This window comes from uncultured Caulobacter sp. (assembly GCF_947036865.1).
Classification (GTDB): Bacteria; Pseudomonadota; Alphaproteobacteria; order Caulobacterales; family Caulobacteraceae; genus Caulobacter.
Window position 1 is genome coordinate 71,215 of record NZ_CAMQSF010000002.1, and the last position, 18,822, is coordinate 90,036.

An 18,822-nucleotide genomic window follows, 5' to 3' on the forward strand; every position below is an offset into this window, starting at 1 on the left:
CTAGTAGCTCTCGGCCGGCTGGGTGGCGGGATTGGCCGGCGCCGGAGCCGAGGGCGCGGCGGCGCCGCCGCCCTGAGGCCGGATCACCGAGCCGATCAGGCCGAAGATGTCGACCGCGCCTTGGGTGTTCTGGATCTCGCCGCCGGGCTTGAGGTCCTCCAGCGCCGCGCCGGGCGCGATGGCGACGTGCGCGCCGCCCAGCAGGCCGTCGCTGGTGATCTTGGCCGTGGAGTCGGCCGGCAGCTTGACGCTGGGATCGATGCTCAGCTTGGCGACGGCCAGATAGGTCTTCGGCTCCAGCGTGATGCGCGACACCGTGCCGACCTTGACGCCGGCGACGCTGACCGCCGCCCCGGGCGCCAGCGAACCGGCCTCGCCGAACTTGGCGCTGATCTCATAGTCGCCGCGCGAAGTGCGCACGCCGCCCACGCTCAGCGAATAGGTCAGAAAACCCGCCGCCAGGGCGAGCACCACGACGCCCATGGCCGTCTCGGCCCAGTGTTCGCGCAAAGCCATATCCCCTTGAGGTCCAGGTCCCGGCGTCGCCCTAGCGGCGCGAGGAGCCCGTCCCGCCCTTCTGAAGCTGATTGATCAGAACATCGATATTGCCGCCGGCGTTGTCGATGGTCGAGACGAAGTCCTGTTGCTGGGTGATCGCCAGCCAGACGCCCTTGAACTGGACGTCGACGACCTTCCAGGCCTGGCCGCCGCCCAGCACCCGCCAGGAGACCTGCACCGGCTGGTCGAGTTGGCCGCCGGAGACCACGGTGTTGACGATCACGTCGCCCGGCTTGCGGACGACCGAACCGGTCACCTTCAGCTGTTCGCCGTGATAGTCGTCGATGCGGCTCTGATAGACGTTCTCGGCATAGGTCCGGAAGACGGGCGCGAAGCGGGCGCGTTGCTCGGGCGTGATGGTGCGGGCGTACTTGCCCAGCACGAAGTTCGTGATCTTCGGCACATCGGCCAGCTCGTCCACCGCCTGGTGGAAGACCTGCTTCTTCTGGGCGTCGTTCATGCCCTTGTTGGCCAGGACGGAGATGACGCGTTGGGCCTTGGTCTGGACGAAGGCCTCGGCGCCGGGATCGCGGGCGCCGCCTTGCGCCAGGGCGGGCGTCGCGGCGGCGAGGGCGGCGGCGCCGAAGAAGGCCATGAACGCGGCGTTGGCGCCGCGCCGGGTGATGGAAGTCTCGCGCATGGATTTGACCGTCATGGTTTGGGCGCCGGCGGCGCGTCGAAATCGGGAAGATCCTCGGCCTCGCCGGTGGCCTGGCGGACCACGGCCTCGCGGTATTGGGCGTAGGCCGATCGGGTGGTGACGTAGGGGTCGGACGCGTCCTTCAAGGCATGGAACGCCGGATCCGTCGCGGCGCGCAGGTCGACGATCGTCAGACCGGTGCGGGCCTTGCCGAAGTCGGTGCTCAGGCCGCCGACATAGAGCGAGACCGGGTCGGTGACGATGTCCAGGACGCGCCCGACGCCGTCGCGGACATTCAGCGGGCCCATCACCGGCACATAGACATAGGCGCCCGGCTTGACCCCCCACTTGCCGAAGGTCTGGCCGAAATCGGCGTCGCGCCGCGGCAGGTTCAGCTTTGCCGCGACGTCGAACAGGCCCGCCACCCCGACCGTGGAATTGACCACGAACCGCGCCGTCGAGCGCATGGCGCGGGTGGGCTTGCCCTGAAGCATCAGGTTCACGACCGTGCTGGGCTCGCCGAGATTGTAGATCGCGGCGCTGACCCGATTTCTCACGACGCGGGGGGCGACCGCCATATAGCCATGGGCGATCGGGGCGAGGATCACGTGATCCAGTCCCATGCCCAGCTTGAACGAGGCGCGGTTCAGACCCTCCAGCGGATCGTGCGCCGCGGTCGCCGCCGGCGCCGCGACCTGCGGGTCCTGGGCGCGAGCGGCCGGCGCGAGGACCGCCAGGCCCGCGGCGGCGACCAGACCGATAGCGGCGATTCGCCGCCCGGCGGCCCCGTGGCCCGGGCTTTGGTCCTGACTGTTCAAGCGTGCGCTCCTGCTGATCTCACGCGGCATGTATTCATGACGACACGGGTATCAAGATTGCCTGCGTGGTATTTCGGTCACGTTGGTCTGGTCTTGACCAAATAGCGCTTGGCTTGCCTGTCGGGCCTGCTCGGCGCGCGCTCGCGCGGCCGTCTCGCGTCCATAACATCTCGATATATCGAAATAGGTCTTGACCGTCGCCAGTTTCGATATATCTAGAAATCCGATATAACGAAATAGGATCTAAAGACATGTTTGGACGACACCATCACCACCACCACGGCCGCTGGGGCCAGGGCGACGAGCACTACGGCCGCCACCCCTTCGGATTCCATGGTCATCATCACGGCCCACGCGGCCGGGGCGGTCGCATGGGCCGCTTCTTCGATCACGGCGACCTGCGTTTCGTGGTTCTCAAGCTGATCGCCGAGAAGCCCAGCCACGGCTACGAGCTGATCAAGGCGATCGAGACGGCGGCCGGCGGCGCCTATACCCCGAGCCCCGGCGTGGTCTATCCGACCCTGACCCTGCTGGAGGAACTGGGCTACGTCACCGCCAGCGAGGCCGGCGGCGGCAAGAAGCTCTACACCATCACCGCCGAGGGCGAGGCCTTCCTGGCCAGCAACGAGCAGCCCGTCCGGTCGCTTTTCGAGCGCATGGCCGAGGCGGCGTCCGCCAGCGCGGCCTTCTCGCCGCAGATCCTGCGGGCGCGCGAAAACATCAAGACCGCGCTGCGTCTGAAGCTGCACGGTCAGCTGACGGCCGAGCAGATCGCGGCGGTCGCCAAGGTCCTCGACGACGCCGCGGCGGCGATCGAGGCCGTCTGATCCGGGAGGGCAACGGAATGGAAAGCCACGCGCGCGTCGCCACCGAGCGGGCGGCCCGCTACATGACCCAGCTGGCCAAGCACTGGGCCCACAAGTTCGAGGTCACCTACGACGCGACCTCGGCCTTTTTCCCGCTGCCGGCGGGGACCTGCCGGATGACCGCCTATCCGGACAGCCTCGACATCACCGTCGAGGCCGGCGACCTCGACAGCTTGGCGCGGCTGGAGGACGTCGTGGCCAGTCATCTGAACCGCTTCGCCTTCCGCGAGGGCGAGCTGAAATACGGTTGGACCCGAGCCTGGGCGGCCGGCATGGTCGATCCGCGCGCGGTGCGGATCAACGCGGTCCACTGACGCCGGGCTTCAGGTCTTTCGGCCGGAGATGGCCCATCCAGGCCGGACAGGCTCTAGTGAAGGCCGCGCAGCAGGTCCATCCGGCGCATGGCCTTGCCGGGGATCTCCGAAATCCGTCCCAGCGGCAGGGCCTCGGCCACCTGTCGCACGCCATAGACGGCGTGGCGGACCAGGGTCGGGACCGAGGGCGAGCCGAGGAACCCGAACACCACCGTCTGCTGGGCGTTGGACAGCTCTCGCTTGAAGCGATAGTCGCCAGTGCCCAGGTCCAGGCGCGTATAGGGGGTGCCGTCCATGCTCTTCAGGATGTCCTGGAACAGCATCAGGCCGGGCGAATAGCGCTCCAGGTCGGGATTGTGGGCGATCAGCCAGCCGTGGATCGTATGCGCCCCGCGCAGGTGCAGGTGCACGGCCGCGAGGCGCTCGCCCAGGTGCAGCGTATAGAGCCCGCCGCCGAACTCGGGGTCGCGGCGCTCGAACAGATGGTCGAGCAGCTTGTTCACCCAGGGCGTCTTGAAGAGGTCGGTCTGGTGGGTCAGCAACAGCTGCACCCGCTTCCAGGCCACCAGCTGGTCGAAGGCCGCGCGGCTTTCCGACATGGCGGTGAACCGGCAAGGACCCACCTCGCGCTCGGCCTTCCGGCGCTTCTTGTCGATGTCCTTGAGCACCCCGACGCCGGCGGCCTTGCGCTCGGCGGCATAGGCTTCGTAGCCGTCGGGCGTCTCGATGACCCAGCTGTCGGCCTGGCCGCGTCCGTGACGGGCCAGGGTCACGTCGTCGGCCATCATGTGGCAGAAGTCGATCCGCCCGGCCCCCAGCGCCGACAGCAGTTCGCGCGGGTTCATGGTCACGCCGGGCGCGGCGATCAGGGCCTGGTAGTCGCACATCGGCGAGCCGACCGGCATGGCCACGTCGTGGCGCACCCGCGCGGGCAGGAAGCCGATGGCCTCGCCTTCGGCGCCGCGCTGGATGGCGACCTTGACCTCTTGACCCTTGTCGCCCTGGGCCCTGGCCACCGCCAGCGTCCATTCCGGCGACAGGAACGGCGAGTCCAGCCGGGTCTGCCCGCGCCTCAGCGCTTCCCACCGCGCGAGGTCGGCGGGTGAAAGGTCCAGGGCTCTGACGACTTCGATAGGCAAGGCGGCGTTCCGACCATGTGTCGAGACGCATCCTGACGCCGATAACTTTCCTTAGGGTTGACGAGACGCCGTTATGCGAGCCCTGGCCATCAGGGCTCGCCCCCATCCGTCAATCCATCAGCTTGCGCGTCAGATAGGTGTATTCCAGCGCCTGACGCCGCGCGGTCTCGGCCAGGTTGGCCGAGGCGGCGTGCCCGCCGTCGACGTTCTCGTAATAGAGCACCGGATAGCCCAGCGCCTCCAGCTTGGCGGCGGCCTTGCGGGCGTGCGCCGGGTGGACGCGATCATCCTTGGTCGAGGTCTCGATGAAGACCTCGGGATACTTCATGCCCGCCTTCAGGTTGGAATAGGGGTCGTACTTGGCGATCACCGCCCGTTCGGACGGTATGGCCGGGTCGCCATACTCGCCCACCCACGAGGCGCCGGCCCCGATCTGGCTGTAGCGGATCATGTCGAACAGCGGCACCTGGATGACGATGGCGTTGTAGAGTTCCGGACGCTGGGTCAGGGCCACGCCCATCAGGAGGCCCCCGTTCGAACCGCCCATGATGCCGAGCCGGCGGGGCGAGGTGATCTTGCGGGCGATCAGGTCCTGGGAGACGGCGAAGAAGTCGTCATAGACCTTCTGCCGGTTGGCCTTCAGGCCCGCCTCGTGCCAGGCCGGGCCGAACTCGCCGCCGCCGCGGATGTTGGCGACCACATAGGTCCCGCCGCGCTCCAGCCACAGCTTGCCCATCACGCCCGAATAGCCGGGGGTCATGGGCTGTTGGAAGCCGCCATAGGCGTAGAGCAGGGTCGGGGCCTGGCCGTCATACTTCACGTTCTTCGGGCGGACGACGAAGTAGGGGATCTTCACCCCGTCGGACGAGGTCGCCTCGAACTGCTCGACGACGTGGGTCGAGGCGTCGAAACGGGCCGGCGAGGCCTTGACTTGCTCCAGCTTCAGCGAGCCGGCGTCGGCCAGCCAGTAGGTCGTCGGCGTCAGATAGCCGGTGACGGTGACGAACAGACGGTCGGTCTTGTCGTCGTTGGAGCCCAGGCCGATCGCGCTGTTGGCCGGTAGGTCCAGGGTCTGGCTGGTCCAGCCCTTGGGGCCGTGGGTGAAGACCTTGGCCGCGCCCTTGACGTTGTCCAGCATGCCGACGACGAGCTTGGTCCGGGTCGAGGCGACCTGCTCCACGGACTGACGGGGGGTCGGACGCAGCACCAGGCTCGCGACGGCCTTGTCCGGCGCGGCCTTCAGCTTGGCGAGATCGAAGCTGATCAGGTCGCCGGTCTTGAAGCCCTTCGCCGGCCAGTCCTGTTCCATCAGGACGACCATCTGGCCGTCGACATAGCCCTGGATCGAGCTCTTCAGCGGCATGTCCAGCTTCACGGGCCGCTCGCCCTCGAGCAGATAGACCTCGCTCTCGAAGAAGGTGACGCCCCGGTGGGCCATCACCGCCACCACCTTGCCGTCGGCGTCGCGCAGCACGAAGGGGCTCACCGAGACGTCGGTGTCGGTCCCCCGGAACACCTCGGTCGCCTGGTCCAGCGACTGGCCGCGCTTCAGCGTCTTCAGCACATAGGCGTAGCCGGACTTGGTCAGCTCGCCCGGCTTCCACTCGCGCCCGACCAGCAGCGTGTCCTTGTCGAGCCAGGTATAGTTCTGCTTGCCCTCGGGCAGGGCAAAGCCGCCGGGGACGAAGGTCTTGGTCGTGGTGTCGAACTCGCGGACGGTGACGGCGTCCTTGCCGCCGTTCGACAGCGAGACCAGGCAGCGCGTCTCGTCCGGCGGCAGGCAGGCCGCGCCCTTGAACACCCAGTTGGCGTTCTCGGCCTTGGACAGGGCGTCGATGTCGAGGATCGTCTCCCAGGCCGGCGTCTCGGTCCGATAGCTGTCGAGCGTCGTCTTGCGCCAGACGCCGCGCACGTGGTCCTTGTCCTGCCAGAAGTTGCGCAGCGACCCGTCGCCGGCGAACGACACGCCGGGCACCCGGTCCTTGGCGTTCAGGATGGCCAGGGCCTTGGCCTCCAGGTCGGCGTAGCGGGCGTCGCCTTGCAGGACCGGCAAGCTCTTGGCGTTTTGCGCCTTGGCCCAGTCGAGGGCGCGGGTCCCTTCGATCTCCTCCATCCACAGATAGGGATCGTCCTTGCCGAGCTCGGACAGGGGCGTGCGGGCTTCGGCGGGCTTGGACGCGTCGGCGGCGATCGCGGGAGTGATGGTCATCAGGCTCGTGGTGGCGAGGAGAAGGGTCAGCAGCTTGCGCATTTAGGGATCCATCAGCTGGCGCGACAGGTACGTGTAGTGCAGGGCCCAGCGGCGGGCGTTGTTCTTGGGGTCCGCGCCGTTGGCGTGGCCGCCGTCGGTGTTCTCGAAATAGAGATGATCGACCTTCAGGTCGTCCAGCCTGGCCGCGAACTTGCGGGCGTGGCCGGGATGCACGCGGTCGTCCTTGGTCGAGGTCGTGATGTAGGCCAGCGGGTATTTCACCCCGGCTTTGAGGTTCTGATAGGGGCTGTATTTCTCGATCCAGGCCCGTTCGGCCGGGATGGCCGGGTCGCCGTACTCGCCGATCCACGAGGCGCCGGCCGGCAGCTGGGTGTAGCGGATCATGTCCAGCAGCGGGCTTTCGACCACCACCGCGTTCCACAGGTCCGGACGCTCGGTCAGGGCGACGCCCATCAGGAGCCCGCCGTTAGAGCGGCCATAGGCGCCGAGGTGACGCGGCGAGGTGGCCTTGTCGGCGATCAGCGTCTCGGCCACGGCGAAATAGTCGTCATAGGCCCGCTGGCGATTGGCCTTCAGCGCCGCCTCGTGCCAGGCCGGGCCGAACTCGCCGCCGCCCCGGATATTGGCCACGGCGTAGGCGCCGCCGCGCTCCAGCCACAGCTTGCCGATCAGCGGGTCGTAGACCGGCAGCTTGGAGAGGTTGAAGCCGCCATAGGCGTGCAGCAGGGTCGGGTTCTTGCCGTTCAGCGTCCAGCCCTTCTTGTGGACCACGAAATAGGGGATGGCGGTCCCGTCCTTCGAGGTCGCCGACTTCTGCTCGACGACCAGGTCCTTGGCGTCGAACTGGGCGGGTAGGGCCTTGACCGCCTCGGAAGCCCCGGTCGCCGCGTTGGCCAGGCGCAGGGTCGTCGGGGTGGTGAAGCCCTCGACCGAATAGAACATCTGTTCGCCCTCGTCGGCGTGCGAGCCCAGGGACACCGAGGCGTTGGCCAGGCCCGGCAGGGCGGCGCGGGTCCAGCTCGAGCCGGTCGGCTTGAAGACCGCCACCTCGCCCCGGACATTGTCGTAGATGGCCATCACCACCGCGTGGTCGGTGACCGCGATCTGGTCGACCGATTGGCGCGGCCCGGGCGAGAAGATCACCTGGCCGGCCGTGGCCGTCGGGCCGACGGCCACGACATCGCCGGCCTTAGCGCCCAGACCGTCCTCCAGAACCCGGAGGATCAGACGGCCGTCCAGCAGACCGGCGATCTGGGCCTTTTGCGGGATCGGCAGGCGATAGGCCTGGTCGCCGTCCCACAGATAGATCTCGTCGTGGAAGAAGTCGGTGGCGCGCGTCAGCAGCACGACCCGCGTTCCCCTGGCGTCGCGCAGCACCGTCGGCCGCACCGAGACGTCGCTCTTCTGTCCCCGACTGATCTCGACGGCCTGGTCCATGGTCTGGCCGCGCTTCAGCGTCTTGATCACGAAGCCGTAGCCGCTGTCGGTGGTCGTGCCCGGGCCCCAGTCGCGGGTCAGGATCAGGGTGTCGCGGTCGAGCCACTCGATGGTCTGCTTGCTCTCGGGCAGGACGAAGCCGCCCTGGGCCGGATCGACGAAGGTCTTGGTCGTCAGGTCGAATTCACGGACCGTGACGGCGTCCTTGCCGCCGTTGGACAGGTTCACGAGGCACCGGTCGTGGGTCTTGGGCCGACAGTCGGCGCCCTTCCAGATCCAGTTCTTGCCCTCGGCGGCGGCCAGGGCGTCGAGATCGATCACCGTCTCCCACTGAGGATCGGCCGACTTGTAGGAACCCAGGCTCGTTCGCCGCCAGATTCCACGCACGTGGCTGGCGTCCTGCCAGAAGTTGAACACCGTCTGGCCGACGAAGCTCGGCATGGCGATCCGGTCCTTGCTCGACAGGATCTTCAGCGCGTCGGCCTGAAGCCCCGCGAACCGGGGATCGCCGGACAGGACCGGCAGGGTCTTGTCGTTCTGAGCCTTGACCCAGGCCAGGGAAGAGGGGGTCTCGACGCCTTCGAGGTCGAGATGCGGATCCTGAGCCTGCGCGCGGGCGGAACCGGAGGCCAGGAGGGCGAGGGCCAGGGCGGCGGCCGAGCCGTTTCGGAGCGTGAGCATGGTGGCGGACGGTAGCCAACATTCGTCCGGACGCCAGCCCATTTTCCCCAGCGAAGCCGCGCGCCGGCGCCACCGGGATGCTCGCGAGACCCGCGTCGCCGCGTCCCCTGACTCTTCTGCCCGTTTGCCCTATATAGCCGCCTATGAGCCGCACCTTCGTGAAGATGAACGGGCTCGGCAACGACTTCGTCGTCATCGAGACCCTGACCCAGCCGTTCGAGCCGACCCCGGATGAGATCCGCGCGATCGCCAAACGGGATGGCGGAATCGGCTGCGACCAGGTGATCGCCATCGACCCGCCGCGCGCCGAGGGCGCTTCGGCCTATGTGCGGTTCTGGAATTCCGACGGCGAGGAAACCGGCGCCTGCGGCAACGGTACGCGCTGCGTGGCCTGGCTCTTGATGCAGTCGGCCGGCAAGAGCGCGGTGGCCTTCGACACCGTCGCGGGCCGTCTGTCGGGCGTCGCGGCCGGCGAGAAGCGGGTGACCGTCGACATGGGCCGGCCCGGCCTCGACTGGAAAGAGATCCCGCTCGCCGAGGAGATGAACACCGAGCGCGTCGAGCTGCAGGTCGGCCCGATCGACGCGCCGCTGGTCCACACGCCCGTCTGCGTGTCGATGGGCAATCCGCACGTGGTGTTCTTCGTCGACGCGCCCGTCTCCGACGACTTCGCGACCAAGACCGGCAGCCTCGTCGAGCATCACCCGCTGTTCCCGGAAGGGGTCAATGTCGGCTTCGCCCATGTCGAGAGCCGCGACCACATCCGTCTGAAGGTCTGGGAGCGCGGCGCGGGCCTGACCGCCGCCTGCGGCACCGGGGCCTGCGCCGCCCAGGTGGCCGCCGTGCGCCGCGGCCTGACCGACCGCAAGGCGCGCGTCGCGTTCGACAGCGGTTCGCTGGAGATCGAATGGCGGGAAACCGACGGCCACGTCATCATGACCGGGCCGATCAGCCTGGACTTCACCGGTTCGCTGCCGGACCGGGCGGCCGCCTGAGGCATGGCGACCTACACCGTCATCAAGGCGAGCCCCAAGCCCGCGCCGGTCGCCGGCGAGGAGGGCGGGCCGGCGACGACCCTGTCGGGGCCGGACGGCGTCGACGTCGTCACCTTCGGCTGCCGGCTGAACGCCTATGAGAGCGAGGCCATTCGCGCCCGCGCCGCCGCCGACGGCCTGTCCGACGCGGTGGTGTTCAACACCTGCGCGGTGACCGGCGAGGCGGTCCGCCAGGCCCGGCAGGCGATCCGCAAGGCGCGCCGCGAGCGTCCCGACGCGCGTCTGATCGTCACCGGCTGCGCGGCCCAGATCGATCCCGCCGCCTTCGCCGCCATGCCCGAGGTCGATCTGGTGCTGGGCAACGCCGAGAAGGCCGCGCCGGGCGCCCTGCTGGAAACCGGCCGCGTCCGCGTCAACGACATCATGTCGGTCAAGGAGACGGCCGGCCACCTGATCGACGGCCTGAAGGACCGCGCCCGCGCCTATGTCGAGGTGCAGAACGGCTGCGACCACCGCTGCACCTTCTGCATCATCCCCTATGGTCGCGGAAACTCGCGCTCGGCCCCCGCCGGCGAGGTGGTCGAGCAGGTCCGCAAGCTGGCGGCCGAGGGCTATCGCGAGGTGGTGCTGACCGGGGTGGACGTGACCTCCTGGGGGGCGGACCTGCCCGGACAGCCGACCCTGGGCCAGCTGGTCGGCCGCATCCTGCGGATGGTCCCGGACCTGCCGCGCCTTCGGCTGTCGTCGATCGACGCGGCCGAGATCGATCCCGACCTCTTCGCCCTGCTCGAGACCGAGCCGCGCCTGATGCCCTATCTGCATCTCAGCCTGCAGGCTGGCGACAACCTGATCCTCAAGCGCATGAAGCGCCGCCACAGCCGCGAGGACGCGCTGAGGCTGGTGTCCGAGGTGCGCCGCGTGCGTCCCGACACCGCCTTCGGCGCCGACCTGATCGCCGGCTTCCCCACCGAGACCGACGAGGCGTTCGAGAACACCTTGAAGCTCGTGGAGGAGGCGGACCTGGCCTTCCTGCACGTCTTCCCCTACAGCGCCCGCCCCGGCACGCCGGCCGCGCGGATGCCGCCGGTCAAGGGGCCGCTGATCAAGGACCGCGCCCGCCGTCTGCGCGAGGCCGGGCAAAGGGGCCTCGAGCGCCACCTGCAACGCCAGATCGGCCGCACGCTGTTGGGCCTCGTCGAACGCAACGGCGTCGCGCGGGCCGAGGACTTCACCGAGATCCGCTTCGAGGGCCTGGCGCCGCTGGGCGAGATCGCCCGCTTCACGGTCACCGGCCATGACGGGTCGCGGGTGATCGCCCGCCGGACAGAGGAGCGCGCGGCCTGATCCGGCGGCTTCTCCTGGCGCTGGCCTTGATGGCGACGGCGCTTCCGGCCCGGGCCGACGCGCCCGGACCCGTGACGTTCAGCGTCATGACCTACAATGTCGAGGGCCTGCCCTGGCCGGTGCGCCACGGGCGCGGCGCGGCGCTTAGGAAGATCGGCCACGAGCTGGGGGCCATGCGCGCCAAGGGCGTCCAGCCCGATGTCGTTCTGGTGCAGGAAGGCTTCCGCGACGAGATGTGGGCGCTGATCGACGCCAGCGGCTATCCCTATGTCGCGCGCGGCCCGCGCAAGGGTCAGCGCGACGAGAACTATCTGCGGGATGAGAAGACCGACTATCGGCGGGTGAAATACCGCGATCGCGGCGAGGGCCTGGGCAAGTGGGGCTCCAGCGGCCTCTGGGTGCTCAGCGACCACCCGATCGAGTCGGTCAAGTCGCACGCCTATCACTACTGCGCCGGCCTCGACTGCCTGGCCAACAAGAGCGTGATGCTGGTGGCAGTGCAGGTCGCCGGCCTGTCGACCCCCGTCGAGATCGCCAACACCCACCTCAATTCTCACGGCGCCTCCAAGGTGCCGAGCAGCCGCTTCAACGCCGCCCACCACCTGCAGGCCGAGGAGCTGGGCCGCTTCCTGCAGGCCTCGCGGACGCCGGGCGCGCCGCTGATCGTCGGCGGCGACTTCAACGTCCGGCGCTCGCCGGGCCGCTTCGACTACATGATGAGCGAGTATCCGTTCATGGTGGTCAGCCGTTGGTGCCACGAGCGTCCGGGCGCCTGCGACACCCAGATCTCCTATGACGGCGACGCGCCCTGGCTGAACACCCAGGACCTGATCGGCTTCCTGGGCGGCGACGCGGTGGAAATCACCCCGACGGCGGTGGAGGCCACGTTCGACGGCGCCGCCGAGCCGGTGCTTTCGGATCACGATGGCTACAAGGTGACGTTCAAACTGGTCCCGAAAGGCTGAGACGGTGCATCTGAGCGGCGGCTGCCAGTGCGGCGCGGTGCGGTTCCGAGTCGAGGGCCAGCCCCCCAAATCTGGCGTGGGGCGGGCGTCGATCTGCTGGTGCCGCATGTGCCAGAAGGCCTTCGCGGGTCCGTTCGGGGCGCTGGTCACGGTCGAGGTCGGCCAGCTGACCTGGACGCGGGGCGAGCGCGCGATCTTCCAGAGCTCGGACAAGATCCAGCGCGGCTTCTGCGCCGCCTGCGGCACGCCGCTGACCTATGAGTGGAGCGAGGATCGCATCGACCTGGCGGTCTTCGCGTTCGACGATCCCTCGGCGGTGGAGCCGGCGGTGCAACTGGCCACGGAGAGCCGTCCGGCCTGGATGGAGCACTTGGCCGACATGGCGGCCCGCCCGGCGCTTGGGCCGAGTGGGCCGGTGGTCAGTCGGCAGCATCCGGATCACGATACCTGACCCTGTCCTCGCCCTCGGCGAAGCCCGGCAGGCTCCAGCCGAACAGGATCGCGCAGGCGCGCAAGGTGAACGCGGCGGCGAAGCCGGCGATGCCGGCCGGCCAGAACGGCGCGCCCAGCAGCTTCAGCACCGCGAAGACGCTGGCCCCCAAGAGAGCGGCGGTGATGTAGATCTCCCGGCGCAGCAGCAGGTTCGGCTCCTCGGCCAGCACGTCGCGGATCACCCCGCCGAAGGCGGTGGTCAGGACGCCCATGACCACGGCGCTGAACGGATGGACGCCCAGGCCCAGCGCCTTGGCCGTGCCGACCACCGCGTAGGCGGCCATGCCGAGGGCGTCGAGCCAGAGCAGGGCGCGAAACCGCCAGCCGCGCTTGCCCAGCAGCCAGACCACCGTGGCGGCGACGAGGCAGGCCAGGATGTAGCCCGGCCGTTGCACCCAGAACACCGGCGCGCCGATCAGCAGGTCGCGCAGCGTGCCGCCGCCCACCCCGGTGATCGCCGCGAAGAATCCGAAGGTGATGATGTCGTGCTTGCGACGCGCGGCCGCGAGGGCGCCGGTTGCCCCGAAAACGGCCGCCGCAGCGTAGTCGAGCCAGAAAAGCGCGGTCCCCAGCGGGTCAAGCTGCACGTCCATGCCCCTTCATGCCACGCGCCCGCGCCCGGCGCTAACCACGGCCGGTTAAATCCCGATTTACACTTTCGCCCGGTCGGCTAAAGGGGCGCGGATGAGCGACAAGCCCGAGCAGAAAAAAGGCTGGTTCCAGCGCCTGACGTCCGGCCTGACCCGGTCGTCCCAGGCGATGACCGAGCAGGTCACCGGGGTCTTCACCAAGAAGCCCCTGGACCAGGACCAGCTGGACGCGCTGGAGGAGATGCTGATCGAGGCCGATCTTGGCCCGCAGATCGCCGCCCGCATCACCGAGGCCTTCGGCAAGGCGCGGTTTGGCAAGTCGTCGACCGACGACGAGGTCAAGGAGGCCCTGGCCGAGCTGATCGCCGCCGAGCTGGCCGACCGCCAGGGCGACTTCGATCCGTTGAGCGGGCCACGCCCCTATGTGGTGCTGTTCATCGGGGTCAACGGCTCGGGCAAGACCACGACGCTGGGCAAGATCGCCGCCGACCTGACCGAGAAGGGTGCCCGGGTGCTGATCGCCGCCGGCGACACCTTCCGCGCCGCCGCCGTCGAGCAGTTGAAGGTCTGGGCCGACCGGGCCGGCGCCGACTTCATGTCCAAGCCCACCGGCTCCGACGCCGCCGCCGTGGCCTACGAGGCCGTCGAGCGCGCCAAGGCCGAGCACTACGACGTCGTCTTGATCGACACCGCCGGCCGCCTGCAGAACAAGCAGGGGCTGATGGACGAGCTGCTGAAGGTCATCCGTGTCGTGAAGAAGGTCGACCCGGACTATCCGCACGAGACCCTGCTCGTTCTGGACGCCACCGTGGGCCGCAACGCCCTGGCCCAGGAGAAGATCTTCGGCAACCAGGTCGGCGTGTCCGGGATTGTCATGACCAAGCTGGACGGCACGGCGCGCGGCGGGGTGCTGGTGCCGGTGGCCCGCGCCTCCGACAGCCCGATCAAGCTGATCGGCGTCGGCGAGGGCGTCGAGGACCTGCAACCGTTCGACGCTCGCGCCTTCTCGCGCTCCCTCGTCGGCCTGAAGGACTGATCCGTGAGCGAAGCGCCGGAAAAGGGCCGCCAAAAGAGCAACGGCTGGGTGCGGACGGTCGTCGACTACGGCGCGACGATCGCCTTCGGGATCGGCTATTTCATCACCCGTGATTTCCAGAAGGCGACCTGGGTTCTGGTCGCCGCCTCGGTCGCCGCCTTGGCGATCGGCTTCGCGGTCGAGCGCCGCTTGGCCCTGCTGCCGCTGTTCTACGGGGCCATGGCCCTGCTGTTCGGGGTGCTGGGCCTCGTCTTCCACTCGGACGTCTTCGTGAAGGTCAAGGTCACGGTGATCAACCTGGCGCTGGCGGTCTTTCTGTTCGGCGGCGTGCTGACCGGCCGGGCGCCGTTGAAGATGATGATGGGCGAGGCTCTGCACATGCCCGACCCGGCCTGGCGGACCTTGACCCTGCGCTACGGCGCCTATTTCGCGCTTGTCGCCTTGGCCAACGAGGTGGTCCGCAACACTCAGCCCACCGACACCTGGGTGAAGTTCCGCCTGGGCCTGCTGCCCTTGGCGCTGGTGTTCATTATCAGCCAGGCGCCCTTCATCATGAAGCACATGGCCAAGGACGACGACGTGGCCGCCGCCGAGCCGCCCGACGCCGGCTTCTGAGGCCGGCCTTCCACCGTCCACGGACCGTCTGTCGTCAAATCGACGCGTATCGGTGCTAGCCTTGGTCCGTCGGCCGAGCACGGCCGTGCGGACAGGGGGCGCGACGGATGGCCAAGAGCAAGGGCGACAAGCCGGTCGGGGGTCTGCTGGAGCGCTCGCCCAGCCACCTGCTTCACCGCGTCCTGCAGCTGGCGCTCGACATCTATGCCGAGGAATGCGGCGAGGCCGGGGTCACCCAGCGCCAGTTCGCCGTCCTGGCCGCCGTGGCCGAGAACGAGGGCGTCACCCAGACGGCCCTGGTTCGCGCCACCGGCATCGACCGCTCCACCCTGGCCGACATGGTCGCGCGGATGATCACCAAGGGGCATCTGGAGCGCCAGCGCTCCAGCGAGGACGCCCGCGCCAACAGCGTGCGCCTGACCGACGCCGGCCGCGAGGCGCTGGAGGCCATCCGCCCGATGGTGACCATGGCCGACGCGCGCATCCTGGCGCTGCTGAAGCCCAGCAAGCGCGAAGGCTTCCTGGATCTGCTGGCCGACATGGCCGGCGCCGAGCTGCACCCGGCCGAGCCGGAGCCCAAGGCCAAGAAGGTCAAGGCGCCGAAGGCCGAGAAGGCGGACAAGGCCAAGAAGGACAAGAAGCCGAAGAAGGACAAGGCGGCCAAGAAGGCGGCCTGAGGCGCCTTTCCTCCGCCCCTTCCGTGGTCCTCCTCGCGGCGGTGGCGAGGACCCGCGATCGGCTTTCCTCTCAAATTCCCAAATGAAGCGGCGCCGGGCCGGCGCGATTTCGCCGCCTTCACGCGGGCGCGGTCCCTTGCCCGATATCGGCCGGCTCTCCCAACGGGCGAACCGATCATTGCGCCGGACTGCTCGAAGGACCATCTTGGCGCTCGAGCGTTACCCTGACTTGAGTACACGAGAGACCCGATGTCCCTGATCGGCGAAAAGCCCGCGCCCTCCGCGAAAAGCGAACACATCAAGGACGGCACGGACGCCAGCTTCATGGCGGACGTGATCGAGGCTTCCAGGACCCAGCCCGTCATCGTCGATTTCTGGGCCACCTGGTGCGGCCCCTGCCGACAGCTGACCCCCGCGCTGGAAAAGGTCGTCGGCGCGGCCAAGGGCGCGGTCAAGCTGGTCAAGATCGACGTCGACAAGAATCCGGGCTTCGCCGGCCAACTGCGCGTGCAGTCGATTCCGACCGTCTACGCCTTCGTGGATGGGCGGCCGGTGGACGCGTTCCAGGGCGCCTTGCCCGAGAGCCAGGTCAAGGCCTTCGTGGACAAGCTGGCCGGCGCGGGCGGCGGCGGCGCGCTCGACGATCTGATCGCGATGGGCAAGGAGTCGCTGGAGATCGGCGACATCGGCGGCGCGGCCCAGGCCTTCGCCCAGGCCCTGCAGATCGACCCCGCCAACCTCAAGGCCCTGGGCGGCATGGCCCGCGCCTATCTGAGCGGCGGCGATCTCGAAGGCGCGGCCGAGGTGGTGGCCATGGCGCCGGCCGACGCCAAGGATCCCGACCTCGACGCCGCGCGCGCGGCGCTCGCCCTGGCCGCGGAAGCCCCGTCCGAGACCGCCGCCTTCGAACAGCGGTTGGCCGCCGACCCCGACGACCACGAGGCCCGGTTCGAGCTGGCCAAGGCGCTGGCCGGTCTGGGACGCCTGCAGGACGCCGCCGACCACCTTCTGACCATCATCGCCCGCGACCGGACCTGGAACGACGAGGCCGCCCGCAAGCAGCTCTTGACCGTGTTCGAGGCGGCCGGGCCGACCTCGGAGGTGGCCAAGCAGGGCCGGCGGCGACTTTCGACGATCCTGTTCAGCTAGGCCTTGGCAGCCGACGGCGAATGTCGCTTGATGCGTTCGCCCCGGCTTAGGATGAGGAGACCCGGATGCCGGCCGCCTACCGAAAGCTCGGCGACCTTCCGCTGGTGATCCCGGTGTTCCCGCTGGACGGGGCGCTGCTGCTGCCCGGCGGCCAGCTGCCGCTGAACATCTTCGAGCCGCGCTATCTGAACATGCTGGACGACGCCATGTCGGGGGAGCGGATCATCGGCATGATCCAGACTCGCCCCTCCCCGGGCGGAAAAGGCGCCGATCCGCAGCGGCCCCCTCTTGCCCCGGTCGGATGCGCCGGCCGGGTGACCAGCTTCGCCGAGACCAGCGACGGCCGCTATCTGATCACCCTGACCGGCCTCTGCCGCTTCCGGGCGGGCGACGAGCTGCCGACCCGCACGCCCTATCGCCAGGTTCGCGCCGATTTCGCGCCTTACGAGGCCGACCTGCGCGAGGATCCGGCGGGAGCCCGCACCGCGGCCGACATCGATCGCCTGCTGGCGGCCCTGCGCCGTTATCTCGACCAGCGGGGCCTGGCCATCGACTGGGGCGACGCCCAGAGCGCGCCGTCCGACGCGTTGATCAACAGCCTGGCCATGGCCCTGCCGTTCGACCCGATGGAAAAGCAGGCCCTGCTGGAGGCCGAGACGATCTTCGAGCGCAAGGCGACCCTGACGGCCTTGCTGGAGATCGACGCGGCCGGCGGCGACGATGACGAACCCACCTCGATCCAGTAAGCAGCGTCCATGACCGAAGCAGCCCCCACGCCCCTCATCGATGTCGACCCGCGCCTGCTGGAGGTGCTGGTCTGTCCCGTCACCCGCGGCCCCCTGGAATACGACCGCGCCAAGGGCGAGCTGATCAGCCGCTCGGCCAAGCTGGCCTATCCGATCCGCGACGGCGTGCCGATCATGCTGCCGGAAGAGGCGCGCGAACTGGAGGGGTAGATTCTCCCCCGCGCCGACGCCTCTCCGACGGGGCGAGGACCTAAAGCGCCAGGCCCCGCAGCAGTTTCGGCAGATCGCCCACGCCGCCGCCGGCCTCGTGCATGAAGAACCGGCGGGCCGGGGCGATGCGGTTAACCACCGCCAGCCCCGCGCCGCGCGCCGCCCGCAGCAGCGGGTTGTCATTCGAGAAGATCCGCACGAAGGCGTCGAAGGCCAGGGCGTTGGTCACCGTGTCGAACCGCCGCCAGCGCGCATAGCGCTCCAGCACCGCCTCGGCGCCGATGTCCTCGCCGTTGCGCACGGCCTCGACCAGAACCTCGGCCAGGGCCGCGGCGTCCTTAAGGCCCAGATTCAGCCCCTGGCCCGCGATCGGGTGCACCCCGTGCGCCGCGTCGCCGATCAGCGCCAGGCGCGGGGCGACCATGCGCTCGGCCAGCAGCAGCGACAGCGGATAGACGAAGATCGGTCCTTCGACGCTCACGGCGCCCAGGAAGTCGCCGAACCGGCGCATCAGGTGCGCGTGGAAGGCCTCCGGCGCGGCGTTTCGCAGCGCTTCGCCGCGCGCCGTGCTCTCGGTCCAGACCAGGCTGGCGCGATTGTCGGTCAGCGGCAGGATCGCGAACGGACCGCTGGGCAGGAAGTATTCGTGGGCCACGCCCCCGTGCGGGTGTTCCAGGCGCACGGTGCAGACCACGCCGCTCTGGCCGTAGCCCCAGCCGATCTCGCCGATGCCCGCCGCCTTGCGCAGCACCGAGCCGCGCCCCTCGGCGCTGACCGCCAGCGGCGCCGACAGCACGCGGCCGTCCGACAGCGTCAGCCGCGCGCCGCCCGCCTCGACCGCGAGGGCCTTGGCCGCCATCGGCGCGATGACCGGAATGGCCTTGTCGATCACCGCCTGGGACAGGGCCGCGCGGATCTGGCGGTTCTCGATCAGATAGCCCAGCGGCTCGCCGTCGATCCGGCCCGAGATCTCGCTGGAATCGAAGCGCAGGAACGACGGGAGCGGCTTGCGGGCGGCCGCGCCCGGCGTCCGGCCGTCGGTGACCAGGATCTGCTCGATCCGCTGGGCGTGCGGCTCCAGCGCCTCGCCGGCCCCGATCGCCCGCCACTGGCGGAACGAGGAATAGGCGATGGCCGAGCTGCGCCCGTCGAAGGTCGGCGCCAGCTGAGCCTCGAACGGCTGCGGGTCGACCAGCAGGGGTCTGAGACCGCCCGAGGCCAGGGCCAGGGCCAGGGTCGCGCCGGCCATGCCGGCGCCGGCGATGATCACATCGGCATCGTGAGCGCGCATGGCGACGGATATGGGCCTCGCCGCGTAGGCCTGTCCAGAGCAGGGCC

The 18,822-nt window shown here is 69.2% G+C and carries 19 protein-coding genes and 1 pseudogene; 12 read left to right on the top strand and 8 right to left on the bottom strand.

Going from position 1 to position 18,822, the window contains the following annotated elements:
* The 3 genes from mlaD to Q0V34_RS02400 are packed head-to-tail and all read right to left on the bottom strand — an operon-like array spanning position 1 to position 2,016.
* On the bottom strand, positions 1 to 516 hold the full coding sequence (gene mlaD, locus Q0V34_RS02390) for an outer membrane lipid asymmetry maintenance protein MlaD (protein ID WP_297507145.1): 516 nt from the start codon (positions 514 to 516) through the stop codon (positions 1 to 3).
* Between the two features lie 31 nt (positions 517 to 547).
* Entirely contained in the window at positions 548 to 1,213 is a 666-nt protein-coding gene (locus Q0V34_RS02395; protein ID WP_297507148.1) for an ABC transporter substrate-binding protein, read from the bottom strand.
* Complete coding sequence (locus Q0V34_RS02400) at positions 1,210 to 2,016, bottom strand: VacJ family lipoprotein (RefSeq protein ID WP_297507151.1); 807 nt, start codon at positions 2,014 to 2,016, stop codon at positions 1,210 to 1,212. Before Q0V34_RS02400 ends, Q0V34_RS02395 begins: the two co-directional genes overlap by 4 nt.
* 251 nt (positions 2,017 to 2,267) lie before the next feature.
* Here Q0V34_RS02400 and Q0V34_RS02405 point away from each other — a divergent pair, with 251 nt between their 5' ends.
* Both Q0V34_RS02405 and Q0V34_RS02410 read left to right on the top strand, forming a co-directional pair.
* Positions 2,268 to 2,843: a PadR family transcriptional regulator gene (locus Q0V34_RS02405; RefSeq protein WP_297507154.1), complete on the top strand. Its 576-nt coding sequence runs from the start codon at positions 2,268 to 2,270 to the stop codon at positions 2,841 to 2,843.
* A 17-nt stretch (positions 2,844 to 2,860) separates the two neighbouring features.
* Entirely contained in the window at positions 2,861 to 3,196 is a 336-nt protein-coding gene (locus tag Q0V34_RS02410) for a DUF2218 domain-containing protein (RefSeq protein ID WP_297507157.1), read from the top strand.
* A gap of 53 nt (positions 3,197 to 3,249) precedes the next feature.
* Here the strand turns inward: Q0V34_RS02410 and Q0V34_RS02415 are convergent, their stop codons facing one another.
* The 3 genes and pseudogenes from Q0V34_RS02415 to Q0V34_RS02425 all read right to left on the bottom strand — a co-directional run bounded on the left by Q0V34_RS02415 (position 3,250) and on the right by Q0V34_RS02425 (position 8,798).
* Positions 3,250 to 4,335: a GNAT family N-acetyltransferase gene (locus tag Q0V34_RS02415; protein ID WP_297507160.1), complete on the bottom strand. Its 1,086-nt coding sequence runs from the start codon at positions 4,333 to 4,335 to the stop codon at positions 3,250 to 3,252.
* 109 nt (positions 4,336 to 4,444) lie between these two features.
* The gene (locus Q0V34_RS02420) at positions 4,445 to 6,586 is read right to left on the bottom strand and encodes a prolyl oligopeptidase family protein (RefSeq protein ID WP_297507162.1); all 2,142 of its coding nucleotides are present in this window, start codon (positions 6,584 to 6,586) and stop codon (positions 4,445 to 4,447) included.
* A pseudogene (locus tag Q0V34_RS02425) lies at positions 6,587 to 8,798 on the bottom strand (prolyl oligopeptidase family protein).
* A gap of 10 nt (positions 8,799 to 8,808) precedes the next feature.
* On the opposite strand from Q0V34_RS02425, the gene dapF reads away from it, so the two are divergent.
* The 4 genes from dapF to Q0V34_RS02445 are packed head-to-tail and all read left to right on the top strand — an operon-like array spanning position 8,809 to position 12,420.
* Positions 8,809 to 9,660, top strand: coding sequence for a diaminopimelate epimerase (dapF, locus tag Q0V34_RS02430; RefSeq protein ID WP_297507164.1), 852 nt, complete (start codon positions 8,809 to 8,811; stop codon positions 9,658 to 9,660).
* 3 nt (positions 9,661 to 9,663) lie between these two features.
* Positions 9,664 to 11,004: a tRNA (N(6)-L-threonylcarbamoyladenosine(37)-C(2))-methylthiotransferase MtaB gene (gene mtaB / locus Q0V34_RS02435; protein WP_297507166.1), complete on the top strand. Its 1,341-nt coding sequence runs from the start codon at positions 9,664 to 9,666 to the stop codon at positions 11,002 to 11,004.
* Positions 11,005 to 11,033: 29 nt separating this feature from the next.
* Positions 11,034 to 11,969, top strand: coding sequence for an endonuclease/exonuclease/phosphatase family protein (locus tag Q0V34_RS02440; protein WP_297507169.1), 936 nt, complete (start codon positions 11,034 to 11,036; stop codon positions 11,967 to 11,969).
* 4 nt (positions 11,970 to 11,973) lie between these two features.
* On the top strand, positions 11,974 to 12,420 hold the full coding sequence (locus Q0V34_RS02445) for a GFA family protein (RefSeq protein WP_297507172.1): 447 nt from the start codon (positions 11,974 to 11,976) through the stop codon (positions 12,418 to 12,420).
* Here Q0V34_RS02445 and Q0V34_RS02450 read toward each other — a convergent pair.
* Positions 12,389 to 13,054 (bottom strand): trimeric intracellular cation channel family protein, encoded by a 666-nt coding sequence (locus Q0V34_RS02450; protein WP_297507175.1) that lies wholly within the window; start codon positions 13,052 to 13,054, stop codon positions 12,389 to 12,391. The two genes, Q0V34_RS02445 and Q0V34_RS02450, sit on opposite strands and share 32 nt — an antisense overlap.
* 91 nt (positions 13,055 to 13,145) lie before the next feature.
* Between Q0V34_RS02450 and ftsY the strand changes: the two genes are divergently transcribed.
* From ftsY to Q0V34_RS02480, 6 genes are all read left to right on the top strand, one after another.
* The gene (gene ftsY, locus Q0V34_RS02455; protein WP_297507178.1) at positions 13,146 to 14,087 is read left to right on the top strand and encodes a signal recognition particle-docking protein FtsY; all 942 of its coding nucleotides are present in this window, start codon (positions 13,146 to 13,148) and stop codon (positions 14,085 to 14,087) included.
* Positions 14,088 to 14,090: 3 nt separating this feature from the next.
* Positions 14,091 to 14,702: an inner membrane-spanning protein YciB gene (locus Q0V34_RS02460; protein ID WP_297507180.1), complete on the top strand. Its 612-nt coding sequence runs from the start codon at positions 14,091 to 14,093 to the stop codon at positions 14,700 to 14,702.
* Between the two features lie 107 nt (positions 14,703 to 14,809).
* Positions 14,810 to 15,379, top strand: coding sequence for a MarR family winged helix-turn-helix transcriptional regulator (locus Q0V34_RS02465; RefSeq protein WP_297507183.1), 570 nt, complete (start codon positions 14,810 to 14,812; stop codon positions 15,377 to 15,379).
* Between the two features lie 249 nt (positions 15,380 to 15,628).
* The gene (locus Q0V34_RS02470) at positions 15,629 to 16,528 is read left to right on the top strand and encodes a co-chaperone YbbN (protein WP_297507186.1); all 900 of its coding nucleotides are present in this window, start codon (positions 15,629 to 15,631) and stop codon (positions 16,526 to 16,528) included.
* Between the two features lie 65 nt (positions 16,529 to 16,593).
* On the top strand, positions 16,594 to 17,274 hold the full coding sequence (locus Q0V34_RS02475; protein ID WP_297507188.1) for an LON peptidase substrate-binding domain-containing protein: 681 nt from the start codon (positions 16,594 to 16,596) through the stop codon (positions 17,272 to 17,274).
* Between the two features lie 9 nt (positions 17,275 to 17,283).
* Positions 17,284 to 17,484 carry a Trm112 family protein gene (locus tag Q0V34_RS02480; RefSeq protein ID WP_297507191.1) on the top strand — a complete coding sequence of 67 codons (201 nt, stop codon included), beginning with the start codon at positions 17,284 to 17,286 and terminating at the stop codon, positions 17,482 to 17,484.
* Between the two features lie 40 nt (positions 17,485 to 17,524).
* Here Q0V34_RS02480 and Q0V34_RS02485 read toward each other — a convergent pair whose 3' ends face one another.
* A complete protein-coding gene (locus tag Q0V34_RS02485) occupies positions 17,525 to 18,775 on the bottom strand; it encodes a UbiH/UbiF/VisC/COQ6 family ubiquinone biosynthesis hydroxylase (RefSeq protein ID WP_297507194.1) in 1,251 nt (416 codons plus the stop codon).
* Between the last annotated feature and the right edge of the window lie 47 nt (positions 18,776 to 18,822).